Source organism: Paramesorhizobium salinisoli (assembly GCF_003335045.1).
GTDB lineage: Bacteria > Pseudomonadota > Alphaproteobacteria > Rhizobiales > Rhizobiaceae > Paramesorhizobium > Paramesorhizobium salinisoli.
In genome coordinates this window covers 125,058-142,631 of sequence record NZ_QOZG01000007.1, presented here as the reverse complement: position 1 = coordinate 142,631, position 17,574 = coordinate 125,058, and the positions used below count along the sequence as shown (strand labels likewise).

Genomic DNA, 17,574 nt, shown 5'->3' with positions numbered 1-17,574 from the left:
TTCCCGCGAGGCCGAATGGACGACGAAAGGTTGCTGGTGAAATTCTGGGGGGTGCGCGGCAGCGTTCCGGTATCGGGGGCCGAGTTCCTGCACTATGGCGGCAATACAGCCTGCGTCGAATTGATATGCGGGGGACACAGGCTTTTCCTCGACGCCGGTTCCGGACTGCGCCTCGCCGGGGAAGCCTTGCGGGCCGCTGGAGTCACCGACATCGACCTGTTCTTCACCCATTGCCATTACGACCATATTATCGGCTTTCCGTTCTTTACTCCCATCCATGACAAGAACTGCCGCATCACCGTCTGGTCCGGCCATCTTGCCGGGCGAATGACCACGCGTCAGATGCTGAGCGAATTCATGCTGCCGCCATGGTTTCCGGCCAAGCTCGATATCTGCAAGGCCAATATCGCCTGCAATGACTTCGTCTCGGGCGCCATCCTGCAGCCGCGCGAGGGCATCACGATCAGAACCGCCAGCCTTAATCATCCAGGCGGCTGCATCGGCTACCGTGTCGAATGGGGTGGGCGTGCGATTGCATTGATCAGCGACACCGAACATGAACCCGGCCAGCTCGACGCGGCCATACTCGGGCTGATCGAGGACGCGGATCTCGTCATCTATGACTGCACCTATATCGAGCCGGAAATGGAGCGCTACCGCGGTTTCGGGCATTCTACCTGGCAGCAAGGGGTCAGGCTCTGCGAAGCAGCCGGCGCACGCGGCCTCGCTCTGTTCCATCATGATCCCAAGCGTAGCGACGGTCAGCTGGAGATCATCGAACAACAGGCGAAGGATGCTTTTGCGGGAGCCTTTGCCGCGCGCGACGGCCAGGAGTTGGAATTTCCTCGCTTCGCTTAAGGTTTAGCCAACAATTCTGGCGGCGAGCGCCAGCGGGCTCGGTGCAGGGACGTCACTTCGAACAGGCGCTCCATGAATGACCAGACCGCCTCATCATGCACGAGATGATGGGTGAGAAGGCCTACGGGATCGCCGCCGCCAAAAGCCCGTCGAAGCTGTGCAACGATCTCCACCACCAGCAATACGTGATCGCGGCAACCGCGCGTGCCGTGCCAGTCCATCACATCGACATTGCTGTTGATCAGGGGGATCGAAGCAGGCTTTGGCGGTCCGAATACGGATAGCGCCCGGAAGCCGAGCCGGTCGAGTTCGGAAACCAGGCCGGCATCGATCCGATTCCAGGGCGGCACCAGCAAAGGCAGCGCGCGTTCTCCATGCAGGTGACTGAGCCGCGCAAATCCCCGCGCCAGATCTCCAAGCACCACCTGGCGCGGCCGATGCGGCCCCAGTTCCTGTTTCTTCTCCGCCGCCAGCGCGTGGTTCTCGTGCGCCCAGCCATGAATGGCTATCGAGACATGCCCCTCGCGCGAAAGCCTTGCCGCCAGGGCGTCGCCGGTGTGGGCTGGGATGACCGCCAGCGTAAGAGGTATGGCATGTTTCGCCGTGAGATCGAGCGAGCGGTCCAGCGCCGCGGTCGGTTCCACCGCATCATCGTCGCGCAGCCAGAATTCCGCCATGCGCCCGGCCCGCGCCCAGCGCAGGAGTTCGTCATGCAGCGGCTGCCAGGCTGGATCATCCATCATGCGCCGGCAACTTTCGCAAGCATGGCCGCAAGACGCACGGCCGCGACTTCGAGAGACCGCTCCTCGTGCACGAAGCGCCAGGCGGCGTCGGCCATCATCATGCGCTCCCGCTCGTTCCCAAGCAGCCTTTCGATTGCCGACGCGAAAGCCTCCACATCGCCGGGCGGCGTAAGCAATCCGGTTTGCCCGTTCACCACCACCTCAGGCACGCCTGCGACATGCTGCGCCACCACGGGAAGCCCCACGGCCTGGGCTTCGAGATAGGCCAGTCCATAAGCCTCGCCGCAGCCCGGCCACACATAGATTCCCGCGCCGGAGAGGACGCTTGTCACTTCGGGGGCCTCCAGCCGTAAACGCCATTCGATCCGCTGCGGCGGGAGACCGGCGAACAGCGCCATGACTTCTCTTCGAAGTGCCCCGTCCCCCACCACCGACAAGGTCCAGGGCAGATGGCGGAGCTTGTCGAGCGCGCGCGCGAGCATTTCATAGCTTGCGTACTTGTCGCCGGATCGCATCATCGCGATACAGACGAGTCTGGACGGATCGACGGCCGGCGATCGCTCGGGATAAGCTGCCGTGTCGATGAAGGGTAAAAGCATATCGAGAGCGGCATCGGGCACCGCAGCCAACAGCCCGTCGCGATCTCGCCGGGTGAAGCAGATATTCAGCGCCGCCTGCTTCACCGACTGCAGCGTCACTGCCTGCGTTTTCGCCCACAGTCCCGCATTGCGGCGCGCGGAATAGGATGCCTCGGCTGTCAGATAGGGAATGCCGAAAGCAGCGGCCAAGCCTGGCCCGATCATGTCAGGCGCCTTGTAATAGGGGTGATAGGTGAACCAGAGATCCGGCGCGCCTTCGCACTTCCAAAGCGCTCGCAGTCTTGCGGCTTCTCCTGCAGCCGCTCTTTCAATCGTCGCGAAACGGGCAAGGTCGGGTTCGCGCTGATGGGTCGAAAGTTCGGATACCAGCTCCACTTCATGGCCGCTGCGTTCCAGCGCCTTCACCAGCAATTGCGCCATCCTGCGGTCGCCCGAAGGAACCGGATGGGTGGGCGATTTCATGGGTGCATGGAAGGCAATCCGCATTGGTTCGAATCTATCATCAGGAAATTGGCGCAAGTCAACGGTTACGGTATCCCGTCTAGGCTTGCGGGAGATGGTTTTCCGCAATAAGCATATTGAAGACCCACGAGACAGATCTATTGCGCTATGATGGCGAATGATCTGCCCACATCGATGGAAGGCAGGTCCTTGGACGTCTCTCGATCCACATCTGATCGTCTTTTGGAACGGATTTCGACGCGCACCGCGCAGGTGGGTGTGATCGGGCTTGGCTATGTCGGACTGCCTCTCGCCATCGCGACCGCACGCGCAGGATTTCCGGTGTCCGGCTTCGACATCGATAGACAGAAGATCGAGAACCTCAATGCCGGCCGATCCTATATCGAGGCGGTAACATCCGATGCCCTCGCCTTGCAGCTGGCGGATGGCCGGTTCCGCGCCACCGCCGACTTTGCCGAGCTTGCCGCGTGCGACGTCATCATCATCTGCGTTCCGACACCATTGACGAAGCAGCGCGAGCCGGACCTCTCTTTCGTCACCGATACCGTTCAGGTCATCGCCGACAATCTGCGGCATGGTCAGCTCATCGTGCTGGAATCAACGACCTATCCGGGTACCACGGACGGCGTCATGAAGCCGATTCTCGAGAAGAACGGGCTGAAATCGGAAATGGATTTTTTCGTCGGCTTTTCGCCGGAGCGCGAGGACCCCGGCAACCGCAGCTTCGAAGTGGCGTTGATTCCGAAGGTCGTTGCAGGTGATGGAGCCGGAGCGACAGCCCTGATGCAGGCCTTCTATCAAAGCGTGGTGAAGACTATCGTGCCTGTCTCGACCACGGCGACGGCGGAGGCCGTCAAACTCACCGAGAACATCTTTCGCTCGGTCAACATCGCGCTCGTCAACGAGTTGAAGGTCGTCTTCGCTGCGATGGGCATCGATATTTGGGAAGTGATCGAAGCCGCAAAGAGCAAGCCTTTCGGCTATATGCCCTTTTACCCCGGTCCGGGCCTCGGTGGGCATTGCGTTCCGATCGATCCGTTTTATCTCACCTGGAAAGCTCGCGAATATGAATTGCCGACCCGCTTCATTGAGCTGGCGGCTGAAATCAACACGGCAATGCCCCGCCATGTGGTCGATGTGCTTGCCAGGGCGCTCGATTTCCGCGCCGGAAAGGCAATGAGCCGTTCACGCATCCTCGTCGTCGGGCTTGCCTATAAGAAGAACGTGCCCGACACACGCGAGAGCCCGTCCTTGCGGCTGATCGAGCTCATCGAGGAACGCGGCGGCCAAGCGGAATTCCATGATCCGCATATCGACGAAATTCCACCAACCAGGGAGCATATGGCGCTTAAAGGACGGCGTTCCGTCGCGCTGAGCGAAGCCGCTTTGAAGCGCTTCGACGCCGTCCTCGTCGCCACGGACCATGACAATGTCGACTACAAGGCGATCGCCGACTGGGCGCCGCTGATCGTCGATACACGGAATATTTTCGAGCGCCTCGGACTGAACCGGGAGACGATGGTGAAGGCCTGAACCGGATCAGGCTGCAATCACGCCGGTGGCATCTTGTCGAATTTGGTCAAAGCCGGATCGAGATGATCCCAGGCGTTGCCGGCTGCGCACCAGAAAACCATTTGCGGCTTATAGCGGCCTGGATCATCCAGACTTCCAGCCCGCACGATGAAAATATCGGGCATATAAGGAAAACTCATATAGACGGGCGAGCCGCAGGTGGGACAGAAGGCATGGCGTTTTACGGTCCCGTTATCGCCAACCAGGTCCCAGTGCTTCGCGTCACCCGCGAGCTTCACGTCGGCATCCGGGAAGGTCAGGTAGGATCCGTGTCCTGTGCCGGTTTCATATTGGCACTGGCGACATTGGCAGTCATTCATCGCAATCGGCTCGGCCGATATATCATAACGCAGTGCGCCACAGGCACATCCGCCGGTGTAGGGCTCGCTCATGTCATTTCTCCTGCCGGAAGCGTAAAAGCCGCAATTGTTCGGAAACTATCAATCCTGCTCGTCTGCGACGGCGCGGAGCTTTGGAAGCACCTTTTTCCAACCCTCGCCCATCTTCTCGAATGCCGTGTTGTTCTTCGGCAGGACGAAACCCGAATGGATAAGGCGGACCCGGGTTCCGTTTGGCATTTGGGAAAGGATCCATGTGACTATTGTATCGAGGGGCGAGCCATATCCGGTGTTTCCCTCGTGCCCGCCTTTCCAGGCATAAGCGAGGCGTTCGTTCGGCACCGCCTCCAGCACCTGACAATTGATGGTGCCATCCCACCCGCCAGCCGGTGTCGTCTGAAACGTGAAGCGATTGCCAGCCACCGGTTCGAACCCTTTCGGCTCCATCAGCCAACGGCCAATCAAATTGCCTGATGTCAGTGCCTTCCAGATCGTCTCGGACGCATGCGGGAATACCTCGTCAACCACGATGTCATGGGTGTCGGATTTCAGGATGCTATCATTCATGATCAATTTCCTTCAGGAGGGTTCTTAGGGCGGCAAACCGCTCACGCCAGAAGACACCGTAATGGCTCATCCAGTCGAATAGCGGCTCAAGACCCTCGGGTTGCACGCGATAATAGACGTTGCGACCGTCGGGACGCTCCGTGACCAGACCTGCCTGTCTCAACGTCTTAAGATGCTGGGAGACCGCCCCCTGCGTCACGCCGCTTCCCCGTGTAAGTTCGGCCACGGTAATTTCATCGGACTGGGTGATCCGCTCGAACACGGCTCGACGTGTCGGATCGGCGAGTGCGCGCATAACGATGTTGATGGCTGCTTCGGTCATGACGCACTCATTAGCGTGGACTAACGCATTAGTCAACACTAATCCTTTTCAGTGCTTCCATTCCTTACCATCGCCGCAGCTTGTAATTTCGGCGATTGAGGGCTAATTTTTCAAGCTATCGGTTTCGCTCATTCAACGAAGCTCGGGGAGGCCGGCAAGAGGCGGGCATCTCTTTGCATAACAAATGGAGATGGTCCCGTGTTCGAACGGCACCCCGGTTCGAAGCGGCCAAAGCAAGCATGAGCACGGCACAATCCGAGATTTCGACCATTTTGTTGGACAAGGTCGCCGATTGGCTGACCGAAACCTCATTGGCCGGCGACGATCTCAAGACCATCGTCAGGGGCTTTTGTGAGCGTCTGGCAGCCGCTGGCCTGCCGCTGGCCCGGGTCCACCTGAGCTTTTCAATGCTGCATCCCCTTTACGATGCGCTGGGCTTCACCTGGCGCCGTGGCCAGGGCATGGAAGTCGAAGGGTTCCGCAAGTCGAATGGCGGACCATCCGACCGGTTTACACGCAGCCCTTATTATCATCTGTTCAGTAACAACCTCGATCATCTGCGCCGTCGGCTCCACCCTGATGTACCGTCGGAATTTCCCATTTTCGATGAGCTCAAGCTCATCGGCGTGACCGATTACTTGGCTTTCGTCCACTCGTTTGGCGGCAATACCAACCAGGGGATGGTCGGGTCGTGGTCCACCGATAGCCCAGGCGGCTTCAGCGACAATATGATCGCGGCATTGCTGCGCATGCAGAACCATCTCGCGGTGGCCAGCAAGATGGCCGTTCTTCATAAGCTCACCGACAACATGCTCACCACCTATCTCGGTGGCGACGCGGGCAAGCGCGTGCTCAACGGCCAGATAAAGCGTGGCGAGGGCGATACGGTGCGTGCAGCGCTGGTGATGGCCGACATGCGTCATTCCACAAGGCTCGCCGAGACCGCGGGCCGCGATGTCTATATCGAAACGCTGAATCAGTATTTCGATGCGATCGCCGCTCCGTTCAACCGGGCGGGCGGCCAGATCCTCAGCTTTCTCGGCGACGGCTTTCTTGCCGTCTACCCCTGCGAGAGACATCGTGCGCCATCAGAGCTTGCCTGTCAGGCCGCGCTCGCCGCGACCCATAAGGCGATAAAGCGGATGGCGGAACTGAATGCCCGCAGGAACCAGGAGGGGTTGGACGAGATCGGTTATGGCATAGGGCTGCATGTCGGCAATGTCATGTATGGCAATGTCGGGCTCTCCGATCGCCTGACCTTTTCCGTCTTCGGCTCGGCCGTCAATGAAGTGCAGCGGCTTCAGGTGTTGACGAAGAATTCACCCTCTCGTATCCTCGCCAGCAAGGACTTCGCCAATTATTGCGCCAATGGCAGCTGGGTAACGGTCGGCGAGGAAAAGCTCCCCGGGGTCAAGCAGAAGTTTACGGTACTCTTCCCTGATTTGTCTGAAACCCCGCCTGCCGACGATGATGGCGGTCTTGAGGCAATCTATGACAGGATATCGGACGCCGAACAGGTCATATTGCTGCATCGCGATGCCAGCAAACTGCCGCTGCGTGATCCTGCCCTGAAAGGTTTTCAATGAAGGCCAGCCTCTTGCTTTGTGCCAGTCTCGCTGTGCTGCTTGGCGCAGCAGGCCCGGCGGGCGCTGAAATGCGTGTTCTCAGGGACAGCTTTGACGGCCAGAGCTTCTCGAAGGAAGGCGGCCTCTATTACAAGAAGAATTTCGAGCAGAAAGCCGGTATCGTCGAATTCCAGCGCGATGTGGCGATCAGGGGCGGCGCACTCAAACTCAGCGTCAAGCCGCACTGCCCCGCCGCTGAGACATTATGCAGCGAACGCGCCGAAATCTGGGAGAAGCCGGATTTGCGCGTGCCCTATAATGAGGGTGTCTGGTATGGTTTCACCGTCAAATTCGGCGCGCCGATCCCGCAGGACGACCATCGCTATCTCATTGCGCAGTGGAAGCGCGAAATCGGACCGGAGGCGGAAGGGGATTTCAGCCCGTTCCTGGCGCTGCGGCTGCGGCAGGGAAAACTTTTCGCCACGGTCGAGACCAATTATATCGCTCCCCAGGCAACCCTCGCCGCGGCTGCGCCTGAAAAGACCACTGCCCCCTGCGCTTCCGGCGAAACGCCGGTGTGGCTGCGGCCGGAAACCAACCAGATGCGTGCGCTGGTCGCCACCGATGCGACATGGACGCCAGAGGACGGTTCGCTCTTTTCGAGCTGCACGAGCGCTATTTCCGTGATCAGGCATGGTGCATTGCCATCGCCGGATTCGGGCTGGATCGATTTCGCCATATTCACCAGGCCCGGACCCGACGGCTCAGGCCATATCGAGGTCTTCGCGAACGGCAAGCCGGTCGTGACCGTTAGGGGCCATATCGGCCATGGCGACAAGGGACTGGGCGAAAACCAGTATTTCAAATTTGGCCCCTATCGCGCCGCCAATAAGGATGAATGGACGCTCTATTACGATAATTTCAGACGCTCGCCCCATTGCAAGGACGTCTTGGACAAAGGCGAATGTCCTGCACTGTAAAGCCTGGCGGCCAAATGATCAGATTTAGCTGAAACTCGCTCTAGGCAGGCAAGGGGCAGTGGGCTAATCTCGTTGGGCGACCAGCCATGGCGGGCGGGGTGGCGGATGCTTGAACGCGGGGCATATCGGGATGGTTTCAAGCACTGATCTGCTGAGGATTGAAGGCCTCGGCATTTCGTTTGCGATCATAGGCGGGCCGATCCGGGCGGTGAAGCATGCGAGTCTTCGCGTCCTTCCCGGCAAGGTGACGGCGCTTGTGGGGGAATCGGGTTCGGGCAAATCGGTGATCAGCCAGGCGGTGATGGGCATCCTGCCGCACACGGCCCATATCCATGGCCGCATCCTTTTTTCCGATCCGGCGAAGCCGGGAACCACGGTCGATATCCTCCGGATGCCGCGCGACGGCCGGGAAATCCGAACACTGCGGGGAAGCCGCATCGGCAAGATTTTTCAGGAGCCGATGACGTCATTGTCTCCGCTTCATACCATCGGCAACCAGGTCAGCGAGGTCCTGCAGATCCATACCGACGAGCCGGCGGCGGAACGGAAGGCGCGCACCGAGGAAATGCTGGGCCTTGTCGGCTTTCCCGATCCGAAACGCGCTTATGACATGTATCCCTTCGAGCTTTCCGGCGGCATGCGGCAGCGCGCGATGATCGCCATGGCATTGATCTGCCGGCCAGCGCTGCTGATCGCCGACGAACCGACGACAGCGCTCGACGTGACCATACAGGCGCAGATCCTCCAATTGCTGCGCGAACTCCAGGCCAAGCTTAACATGGCCATGCTGCTCATCACCCACGATCTCGGCGTGGTGGCAAATATCGCCGACGAGGTGGTCGTCATCTACCACGGTGAGATCATGGAGGCGGGCCCTGTGGAGGCGATATTCCGCCGGCCGGGCCACCCCTATCTGAAAGGCCTGATGGCCGCTGTCCCGCATTTCGACCTGAAGCCTGGCGAGCGGCTCGCCGCCATTCGAGAGGTTCCGGTCAATGTCGAGAACCTGTTGGGCAAGCGCAAGGCTGCACAGTCAAAAAGCCCGGAAGTCCTGCTGTCGGTCAGGGATCTCACCAAGACATTTACCACGCGCAAGTCGGATTGGCTGGGCAAGGAGCACAAGACCGTCATCCGCGCCGTCGATGGCGTGAGCTTTGACATCAAGCGTGGTGAGTGTCTCGGGCTCGTCGGTGAAAGCGGCTGCGGCAAAACCACCGTCAGCAAGATCCTCATGCGGGCGGTGACCTCGGATGGCGGATCGGTTGTTCTCAAAGACGAAGCCGGCTCGATCGATGTCCTGTCTGCCGAAGGGGCAGCGCTGCACCATTTGCGCACGAAGATCCAGATGGTCTTCCAGGATCCGGTATCGTCCCTGTCGCCGCGCATGACGGTGCAGAATATTTTGAGCGAGCCTTTGGAAATCCACGGGCGTGGCGACGCCCGTTCCCGCCTCGCCACCGTCAAGAATTTGATGCAGGCCATCGGGCTCGATCAGCGTTCCATCAAGCGCTATCCGCATTCCTTTTCCGGTGGCCAGCGGCAACGGATCGGCATCGCCCGGGCGCTGGCGCTCCGCCCCGATCTGCTGATCTGCGATGAGCCTGTCTCGGCCCTCGACGTCTCGGTCCAGGCGCAGATCCTGAACCTTCTGAAGGATCTGCAGAAGGAGCTCGGGCTAACCTACCTCTTCATCTCCCATAATCTTGCCGTGGTCGATTATATGGCCGACCGCATCGCGGTCATGTGCCGCGGCCGCATCGTGGAACTCGCGCCGCGCGAAATCCTGCTGCGAAAGCCGATTCATCCCTATACCCGTTCGCTGGTTGCGGCTGTTCCGTTCCCCGATCTCGACAGGCCGATGGACTTCAAGATGCTCAATTTGAGCGGCGCAACGAACACAAGGGCCTGGGGACCACAGTTTCGCGACGAGGGTGAAGACGATGCGCTGACGCCGCTCGATCTAGGCGGCGGCCATATCGTGCTGGCCCGCAAAACCAGTGACATCAGGGATTTGCGCCCGTGTTGAGCCGGCGGACCGCGCTCGGCCTCATGGCATCGGTGTTCATTCCCGGGCCGGCCAGACTTCTGGCCGACGACCGGGAGCCTGCTTTTCTCGAACCGCTGCTCAAATCGGGAATGCTGCCGAAAGTCGCCGACCGCCTGCCGAAGAAGCCGCGGATCGTCAATCTTGCCGCGAAGGACCGAAAGCCCGGCCGGCATGGCGGCACGGTGCGCACCTTGATCGGCAGCCAGAAGGATATCCGGCTGATGACGATCAACGGCTATGCACGGTTGGTCGGTTATGACGACAAGCTCAACATGATCCCGGACATTCTGGAAAGCTTCGAGGTCAGCGGGGAGCGCGTCTTCACATTCAGGATACGCGAAGGGCATAAATGGTCCGATGGCAGTCCGCTGACACCGGAAGATTTCCGCTATTGCCTCGAAGATGTGTGGCTGAACAAGGAGCTTTCCCCCGGTGGGCCCATCACGGCCTTGCGGGTGGATGGCAGGCCGCCCCGGTTCGAAATCATCGACCCGCTGACCGTTCGCTATTCGTGGGATGCGCCCAATCCGGACTTCCTGCCCAAACTGGCAAGCGCCCAGGCGCTGAGCCTCGTCCTTCCCTCCGCTTATCTCAAGCAATTTCACAAGACATATCAGGACGCGTTCCGCCTGTCCGGCTTGATGAAGGAATATCAGGCCAGGAAATGGACCGAGCTTCACATTCGCATGTCGCGGCAATATCGCCCCGAAAACCCTGAATTGCCGACCCTCGACCCCTGGCGAAACACGACGGCCCCACCGGCTGAGCAATTCGTCTTCGAACGCAATCCTTATTTCCACAGGATTGACGAAAACGGCCTGCAACTGCCTTACATCGACCGCTTCATTCTCAATGTCAGCTCTTCGTCCATCATTGCCGCCAAGACCGGGGCCGGCGAGAGCGATCTGCAATGCTTCGGAATAGATTTCCCTGACTATACGTTCCTGAAGGATGCGGAGAAACGTTATCCGGTGAAGGTGCACCTGTGGAAGCGGACGCAGGGATCGCGGGTGGCGCTCTTGCCGAACCTGAATTGTAACGACGCCGTATGGAAACCGCTCTTGCGCGACGTTCGCATGCGCCGGGCACTCTCGCTTGCCATCAACAGACGCGAGATCAACAAAGCCGTATTCTATGGACTGGCGAAGGAGAGCGCCGACACGGTTCTGCCCGAAAGTCCGCTCTATCGTCCTGAATTCGCCGAAGCCTGGATCGCCCATGATCCTGCCAAAGCCAACGCCCTGCTCGATGAAATCGGGCTTCGAACACGCGACGATGACGGCCTGCGCCTCCTTCCCGATGGCCGTACGGCGCAGATCATCGTGGAAAGCGCCGGCGAAGGGACGCTGGAGACGGATGTGCTCGAACTCGTGACCGATCACTGGCGTCAGATCGGCATCGCCCTTTTCATCCGCCCCTCGCAGCGCGATGTCTTCCGCAGCCGGGCCATGGCCGGCCAGATCATGATGTCGATATGGTCGGGTATCGACAATGGCGTCCCGACCGCCGACATGAACCCCGACCAGCTTGCGCCGACGGCGGACGAGCAATTGCAGTGGCCGCTATGGGGCGTCTACTATCTTTCGCATGGCAAGATCGGTGAGCCGCCCGATCTTCCTGAGGTGATCGAGCTCATGTCGCTTCTCAGGCGCTGGCGCAGATCGGTGGATTCCCGCGAGCGAACCGAAATCTGGACCTCGATGCTTTCCATCTACACCGACCAGGTGTTTTCAATCGGCATCGTCAACGCAACGCTTCAGCCGATAGTGGCATCCACGCGGCTGCGCAACCTGCCCGACAAGGGGCTCTATGGCTTTGATCCGACGTCCTATCTCGGCGTTTATATGCCGGACACGTTCTGGCTTGGCGGAGAACCCTGATCGTGCTGCGTTACATAATCTGGCGCATCGCCGTAATGATCCCGACATTGCTGATTATTTCGGCACTGGTGTTCACCATCATCGAGCTCCCGCCCGGCGATTATTTCGACAGTTATATCGCCGAACTGAGAGCGCAGGGCGAAAGCGTGGATTCGGAGCGCATCCAGTCGCTTCGCAAGGAGTACGGCTTCGACAAGCCTCCGGTCCTGCGCTACTTCTACTGGGTCGGCGGCATGCTGCAGGGCGATTTCGGCTATTCGTTCGAATATGAGCTGCCGGTTCGCGATGTGATCGGCGACAGGATGTGGCTGACCATTCTAGTCTCCTTCGTCACCATCATCTTCACCTGGATCATTGCATTTCCGATCGGCATGTATTCAGCAACCCACCAATATAGCTGGGGCGACTACGGGCTGACATTGCTCGGACTTCTCGGCCTCGCCATACCGAATTTCATGCTGGCCCTGATCCTCATGTATTTCGCTAATATCTGGTTCGGCACCTCGATCGGCCATCTCATGGACCAGAAATATCTGAGCCAGCCGATGAGCTGGGACAAGGCCAAGTCGATCCTCGAGCATATCTGGATCCCGGTCGTCATCATCGGGACGGGAGGCACGGCCAGCATGATCCGGCGGTTGCGCGCCAATCTCCTGGACGAGCTTCACAAACAATATGTAACGACGGCGCGCGCCAAGGGCCTTGGGCCCTTCCGCACACTGATCAAATATCCGCTGCGCATGTCGCTCAATTTCTTCATCTCCGATATCGGCTCGATCTTGCCCGCCATCATCTCCGGTGCAGAAATCACCGCAATCGTGCTGTCGCTCGAAACCACCGGCCCGATGCTGATCAAGGCGTTGCAAAGCCAGGACATGTATCTGGCGGGCTCGTTCCTGATGTTCCTCGCCTTCCTTACGGTCATCGGCGTGCTGATCTCCGACCTGGCGCTGGCGCTGCTCGATCCGCGCATCCGGTTGCAGGGCGGCAGCACCAAATGAACTCCCCCCTCCCCCCTCCCGGCGCGCCGCTGCCCCACTATGTCTCGACCGCGCCTTTCGATCCGCGGTCGGTCGAGGTGATGACCAGGGAACAGGAACGTGTCTTTCAGGCATCGCCGCTGCGCCTCATGTGGTGGAAATTCAAAAACCACCGGCTTGCCGTCGCATCGGGCATCTTCCTTCTGGCGCTCTACCTGATGATCCTGATCTGCGAGTTCCTGGCGCCCTACAATCTGCACACGCGGAACATGGACTTCATCTATGCGCCGCCGCAGCGCGTGCACCTGTTTCACGAGGGGCAACTCGTCGGGCCGTTCGTCTACGGTCGCCAGATGACGCTGAACATGGATACGCTGAAGCGGGAATATTCTGACGACAGAAATGCCATTCAGCCGATCCGCTTCTTGTGCAGGGGCGACAAATACCGGTTCTGGGGCCTGATCGGGAGCGACCTGCATCTGGCCTGCCCGGCTCCTGGCGGCGAACTCTTCCTTCTTGGGACAGACAGGCTGGGGCGCGATGTCCTGTCTCGTATCATCTACGGCGCCCGTATCTCACTGACGATCGGATTGCTCGGCATCAGTTTCAGCTTTTTACTAGGCATTATCATTGGGGGCCTTGCAGGCTATCATGGCGGCGTTTTCGACCTGATCGTGCAGCGTATCATCGAGGTCCTCCAGTCCATTCCCAGCATTCCGCTCTGGATGGCCCTGGCCGCGATCATGCCGATCACCTGGAGCCCCATCGTGATCTATTTTGGTATCACCATGATCCTCGGCCTGCTTGACTGGACCGGCCTGGCGCGCGCCGTGCGCTCCAAGCTCCTTGCGCTTCGCGAGGAGGATTATGTCCTGGCGGCCCAGTTGATGGGCGCCAAGGGCAGCCGCATCATCCGGCGACACCTCATCCCAGGTTTTATGTCACATCTCATCGCCACGGCGACAATCGCGATACCCGGCATGATCCTCGGCGAAACGGCGCTGAGCTTCCTGGGGCTCGGCCTCAGAGCCCCGATCACCAGCTGGGGCATTCTTCTGACCGAGGCCCGCAGTGTCAGCGTCATCGCCTTTTATCCTTGGCTGCTGTTTCCCATGATCCCGGTCATTCTGGTGATCCTCGCATTCAATTTCCTCGGCGACGGGCTGCGCGACGCGGCCGATCCTTACAAATGACAGCTCCCGGCTGTCGGATATCGAACGAATTTGTCAGGCTGATGGAATATTCTGGTTTCGAACAGCGGTCCGACAGGTGCGGCGGTTAATTGCTTCATAATTGCGCAAAACCGCCGCACCTGTCGTGACGATTTTATGTCCGATAATGACACTTCTGAGCGCGTTTTCCGCCTTGCAATGGGATAAGCCTTTAAACTGTCGCGACAAGTCATTAAAGAACGAGGTTTTCTTACCAAAGTGCCTTCACGAGCGCTCTCGGCAATCTGCGCAAATCGGCTGCTTAGAGGAGGCAATATTGCGGTGACGTGGTTTCCATATGCCGCCTCGCCGCCACGCCAGGGAGCGCAGGCGTCCGTCTTTCCGCACAACGCCCGTCGTCGTGAACTGCGTCCACGACAAGAGCGGCTGACCTTGCGGGGCAGTTTTTGAGAACATGGGTTGGGGCTGGTCCTGCTATCTCAGCACGAGATCCGACGACACCAGGTTGTATTCTACAGCCGATCGCATGCGACGGCCCTTCCGCCTGCGCTCCGTGATTCGCTTTGAAACGCCGAACGACTACCGCACTACACACATCAATCCCGGCTCCACCGCCGACATCTTCGGCGGTTCGGCCCCTATGGCGATCTGTTGCGGCAACACGGCGCTCCTCATGGGAGTTGCTTTGATTTCGGTCCGCGGGTGGAGCAAAGTAGAACAAACCATCCAGCACGAAACGCCCGGTGCGTTGCGCAAAGGCGGCGATTATCGCACAGGCGTCAATTTTGAAAGCCAGACCTCTCAGCGGCTCGCCCGAAGACAAAAGACAAAACCGCGCACAAGCCATGGCATGTCAAGGAATCATCATCATAGCGCCGTTGCAAGGCAGCGGCAGATCAGGCCATTGCCCACCCGGAGGGAACGCCATCAGCACGGCTACGAGATGTTGGCCCGGCGCCCCCGACGTGGAACGGAGTGAACGCCCCCTTTGTCCCAAATCACAATTCGGCAATAAAACAGCGCGCGAGAAAGTCCCGCGGCCGCAGCAACAACATCTCTTAGGGTAAATGCGCCGCCCCCTCCCCGTTCAGCCATAGCGGACGTTTCATTTTCTCGCGAGCAATGGCTCTCCGCAATCCCCATGGTGTCTATAGTTACGGTAGCGACTGTGGCATCGCTGCGAACTTTACTCCAGGAAAGGCCATGCCCGGTGCAAGCGAGGCTATCGTGCCAGACGAGCCGCTAGCGGTTTCGGGCCAAACGCCCCTTCTCCCCGGTGTCCTCTTGAATGCTGATCCATCCATTTCCACGAGCCAACAGCGCTGAACGATCCGCGCTGCACGTCTATCGGATCGAGAACCGCTTTTCGTCCTGGGATGGCCGTAGCAGCACCGACGGAGCCTCACGCAACGAGGCGAGTAGCAGAAACGCAGATTAGACGGCCGTCTATTTTCTCAATAGAGCATATATAACAAGGGGATACATGGTTTCGTCTATTGGCGGGCTGACCTGCGTCACTCGGCTGGGCAGCAACAACGACTTTCCCTTGCGATCCGGCAAGTCGATGCTGTCCCGCACCGTGCAGTACCAGGATAGCGGTGGTCACTAGTGCATTTCAGCAGGATCAGATTGTTGAAGTTCCACCCGAAGGACACGACCTAGGGCCACGATGCCCCTGCGCCTGCCTATTGACAAGATCATAGATGCTTATCACGAGATGAACGATTTGCCGCCGATAGGCATGCAGGCTGGCGCAAAGCCGCACAGAAGGGGTTCTCGGCTCCTTCCCCGGGTGATGGCGCGATCATAAGGCTTGTCGGTGCGCCCGCTGTGAGAACAAACCGATACGTGGGTCGTTGAACGATCCGGAGGCGCGTCTCATCCGGCGATCGTATAGAAGAGCGATAATCCGCTCAGCTTGGCCCACTGAGGCTGGCCGTCCGGCTTGGCTTCGCGAGCACCGGGATCGTACGAAGCTGCATATCTTCTGCATCGGGCCCGGCAATAAGGTTTGCCCGGCAACGGCGAAAGGGATATCCTGTTACAGGGCCCGGCCCGACAATAACACTGGCCTTTCCAGTGTTGGGGAAGCCGAATCGGACAGCCAAAAATCTCACCTGCAGCCTTGATCCTTTCAAAGCAATCGCCGCTATTTGATGGCTGTCGCGCAATGTTTAACTCTTTATTAACTTAAAACTTCTTGCCGAGCCCGGAGAATCGGACATAATGACGGCAATCGAGTGAAATTCGCTCGAATGCCGTTATTTGAGGTCCGCCAAAATGAATTTCTCTGCTCCCCCACACAAGGCGTTGTTCGATGATATCATTTTGTCTCAAGGACGAGAGATATCCAAGCGGCTGAATCAGCTTCGTCTCGAAACTTTTCCGCCGAATGCATCGAAGTCCCTGCGGCAATTCTCGCTTGCCGAAGCCGCTTATTTCCTCGGTGTGTCCACCAGCAATTTGAAAAAGCTGCACCTGGAGGGAAAAGGCGTGGAGCCGCATATCCATGCTGGCGGCAGGCGAACCTATTCGGCCGAGCAGATCATGGAACTGCGTCACTATCTCGACAGGAATGGGCGCGCCGACGTAAAAAAATATGTCCCGCACCGCCGCAATGGCGAAAAACTTCAGGTGATCGCAGTCGTCAACTTCAAGGGTGGTTCGGGCAAGACCACGACCGCCGCACATCTTGCACAGCACCTGGCCCTCACCGGGCATCGGGTCCTGGCCGTTGACCTAGATCCGCAGGCATCCTTTTCAGCCTTGCACGGCATCCAGCCAGAACTCGACAAATATCCCTCGATTTACGAGGCCATCCGCTATGACGAGGAACGCAAGCCGATCACCGAGGTGATCCGGTCGACGAATTTTCCGGGACTCAGCATCATTCCGGCCTCGCTGGAATTGCAGGAATATGAATATGATACGCCGCTTGCGATGCAGGACCGAAGCTCGACAGACGGCAAGACCTTCTGGAACCGAATCGAGGCAGCGCTCAAGCAGGTGGATGACCAATACGATATTGTTGTTATCGATTGCCCGCCACAGCTTGGATACCTGACTCTGACTGCGCTTGCCGCCGCGTCATCAGTGCTGATCACCGTCCACCCGCAGATGCTCGATCTCATGTCGATGTCACAATTTCTGCTGATGCTTGGCGACATCCTGAAAACCATCCGCCGCGCGGGAGGCGAGGTTGATCTCGACTGGTTCAGATATCTTATCACGCGCTATGAGCCGACGGATATCCCGCAGGCCCAGATGGTGGGCTTCATGCAGTCCATGCTGGCAAAACAGATGCTGAAGAACCAGATGGTGAAATCAACGGCAATCTCCGATGCGGGCCTGACGAAACAGACCCTTTATGAAGTTGAGAAGTCCGGAATGACCCGCGCGACCTATGAACGGGCGATGGAATCGCTCGAAGCGGTCAACTCGGAAATCCGCGAACTCATCCATCAGGCGTGGGGCCGGGCCAAATAGACG

Annotated in this window: 15 protein-coding genes; 10 read left to right on the top strand and 5 right to left on the bottom strand. The window is 59.0% G+C overall.

The window, feature by feature from the left end; genetic code table 11:
• Positions 1-15 precede the first annotated feature (15 nt).
• Positions 16-858, top strand: a complete 843-nt coding sequence (locus tag DUT91_RS17255) for an MBL fold metallo-hydrolase (RefSeq protein ID WP_114441746.1) — start codon at positions 16-18, stop codon at positions 856-858.
• Here the strand turns inward: DUT91_RS17255 and DUT91_RS17250 are convergent.
• Together DUT91_RS17250 and DUT91_RS17245 are read right to left on the bottom strand one after the other, a co-directional pair.
• On the bottom strand, positions 855-1,601 hold the full coding sequence (locus tag DUT91_RS17250) for a polysaccharide deacetylase family protein (protein ID WP_114441745.1): 747 nt from the start codon (positions 1,599-1,601) through the stop codon (positions 855-857). The two genes, DUT91_RS17255 and DUT91_RS17250, sit on opposite strands and share 4 nt — an antisense overlap.
• The gene (locus DUT91_RS17245) at positions 1,598-2,686 is read right to left on the bottom strand and encodes a glycosyltransferase family 4 protein (RefSeq protein ID WP_114441744.1); all 1,089 of its coding nucleotides are present in this window, start codon (positions 2,684-2,686) and stop codon (positions 1,598-1,600) included. The genes DUT91_RS17250 and DUT91_RS17245 overlap by 4 nt, the downstream gene beginning before the upstream one ends.
• Positions 2,687-2,851: 165 nt before the next feature.
• Between DUT91_RS17245 and DUT91_RS17240 the strand changes: the two genes are divergently transcribed.
• Positions 2,852-4,195: a nucleotide sugar dehydrogenase gene (locus DUT91_RS17240; RefSeq protein ID WP_114441866.1), complete on the top strand. Its 1,344-nt coding sequence runs from the start codon at positions 2,852-2,854 to the stop codon at positions 4,193-4,195.
• 17 nt (positions 4,196-4,212) lie between these two features.
• Here the strand turns inward: DUT91_RS17240 and DUT91_RS17235 are convergent, their stop codons facing one another.
• Genes DUT91_RS17235 through DUT91_RS17225 form a run of 3 tightly spaced genes read right to left on the bottom strand, consistent with a single transcriptional unit; the run spans position 4,213 to position 5,461 of the window.
• Positions 4,213-4,626 (bottom strand): GFA family protein, encoded by a 414-nt coding sequence (locus DUT91_RS17235; RefSeq protein WP_114441743.1) that lies wholly within the window; start codon positions 4,624-4,626, stop codon positions 4,213-4,215.
• Positions 4,627-4,674: 48 nt separating this feature from the next.
• Positions 4,675-5,139, bottom strand: coding sequence for an SRPBCC family protein (locus DUT91_RS17230; RefSeq protein ID WP_114441742.1), 465 nt, complete (start codon positions 5,137-5,139; stop codon positions 4,675-4,677).
• On the bottom strand, positions 5,132-5,461 hold the full coding sequence (locus DUT91_RS17225) for an ArsR/SmtB family transcription factor (RefSeq protein ID WP_114441865.1): 330 nt from the start codon (positions 5,459-5,461) through the stop codon (positions 5,132-5,134). The genes DUT91_RS17230 and DUT91_RS17225 overlap by 8 nt, the downstream gene beginning before the upstream one ends.
• A gap of 239 nt (positions 5,462-5,700) precedes the next feature.
• Here DUT91_RS17225 and DUT91_RS17220 point away from each other — a divergent pair, with 239 nt between their 5' ends.
• The 8 genes from DUT91_RS17220 to repA all read left to right on the top strand — a co-directional run bounded on the left by DUT91_RS17220 (position 5,701) and on the right by repA (position 17,571).
• Positions 5,701-7,047, top strand: coding sequence for an adenylate/guanylate cyclase domain-containing protein (locus DUT91_RS17220; protein ID WP_114441741.1), 1,347 nt, complete (start codon positions 5,701-5,703; stop codon positions 7,045-7,047).
• Complete coding sequence (locus DUT91_RS17215) at positions 7,044-8,006, top strand: polysaccharide lyase family 20 protein (protein WP_114441740.1); 963 nt, start codon at positions 7,044-7,046, stop codon at positions 8,004-8,006. The genes DUT91_RS17220 and DUT91_RS17215 overlap by 4 nt, the downstream gene beginning before the upstream one ends.
• Before the next feature lie 130 nt (positions 8,007-8,136).
• Positions 8,137-10,032, top strand: a complete 1,896-nt coding sequence (locus tag DUT91_RS17210) for an ABC transporter ATP-binding protein (RefSeq protein WP_114441739.1) — start codon at positions 8,137-8,139, stop codon at positions 10,030-10,032.
• The gene (locus tag DUT91_RS17205) at positions 10,026-11,933 is read left to right on the top strand and encodes an ABC transporter substrate-binding protein (RefSeq protein WP_114441738.1); all 1,908 of its coding nucleotides are present in this window, start codon (positions 10,026-10,028) and stop codon (positions 11,931-11,933) included. The genes DUT91_RS17210 and DUT91_RS17205 overlap by 7 nt, the downstream gene beginning before the upstream one ends.
• A 2-nt stretch (positions 11,934-11,935) precedes the next feature.
• On the top strand, positions 11,936-12,934 hold the full coding sequence (locus DUT91_RS17200) for an ABC transporter permease (protein ID WP_114441737.1): 999 nt from the start codon (positions 11,936-11,938) through the stop codon (positions 12,932-12,934).
• Positions 12,931-14,106 (top strand): ABC transporter permease, encoded by a 1,176-nt coding sequence (locus DUT91_RS17195; protein ID WP_114441736.1) that lies wholly within the window; start codon positions 12,931-12,933, stop codon positions 14,104-14,106. The genes DUT91_RS17200 and DUT91_RS17195 overlap by 4 nt, the downstream gene beginning before the upstream one ends.
• A 505-nt stretch (positions 14,107-14,611) precedes the next feature.
• Positions 14,612-15,064 carry a hypothetical protein gene (locus DUT91_RS17190; RefSeq protein WP_147272203.1) on the top strand — a complete coding sequence of 151 codons (453 nt, stop codon included), beginning with the start codon at positions 14,612-14,614 and terminating at the stop codon, positions 15,062-15,064.
• A gap of 1,301 nt (positions 15,065-16,365) precedes the next feature.
• Positions 16,366-17,571, top strand: coding sequence for a plasmid partitioning protein RepA (gene repA / locus DUT91_RS17185; RefSeq protein WP_114441734.1), 1,206 nt, complete (start codon positions 16,366-16,368; stop codon positions 17,569-17,571).
• The last annotated feature ends 3 nt before the right edge of the window (positions 17,572-17,574 follow it).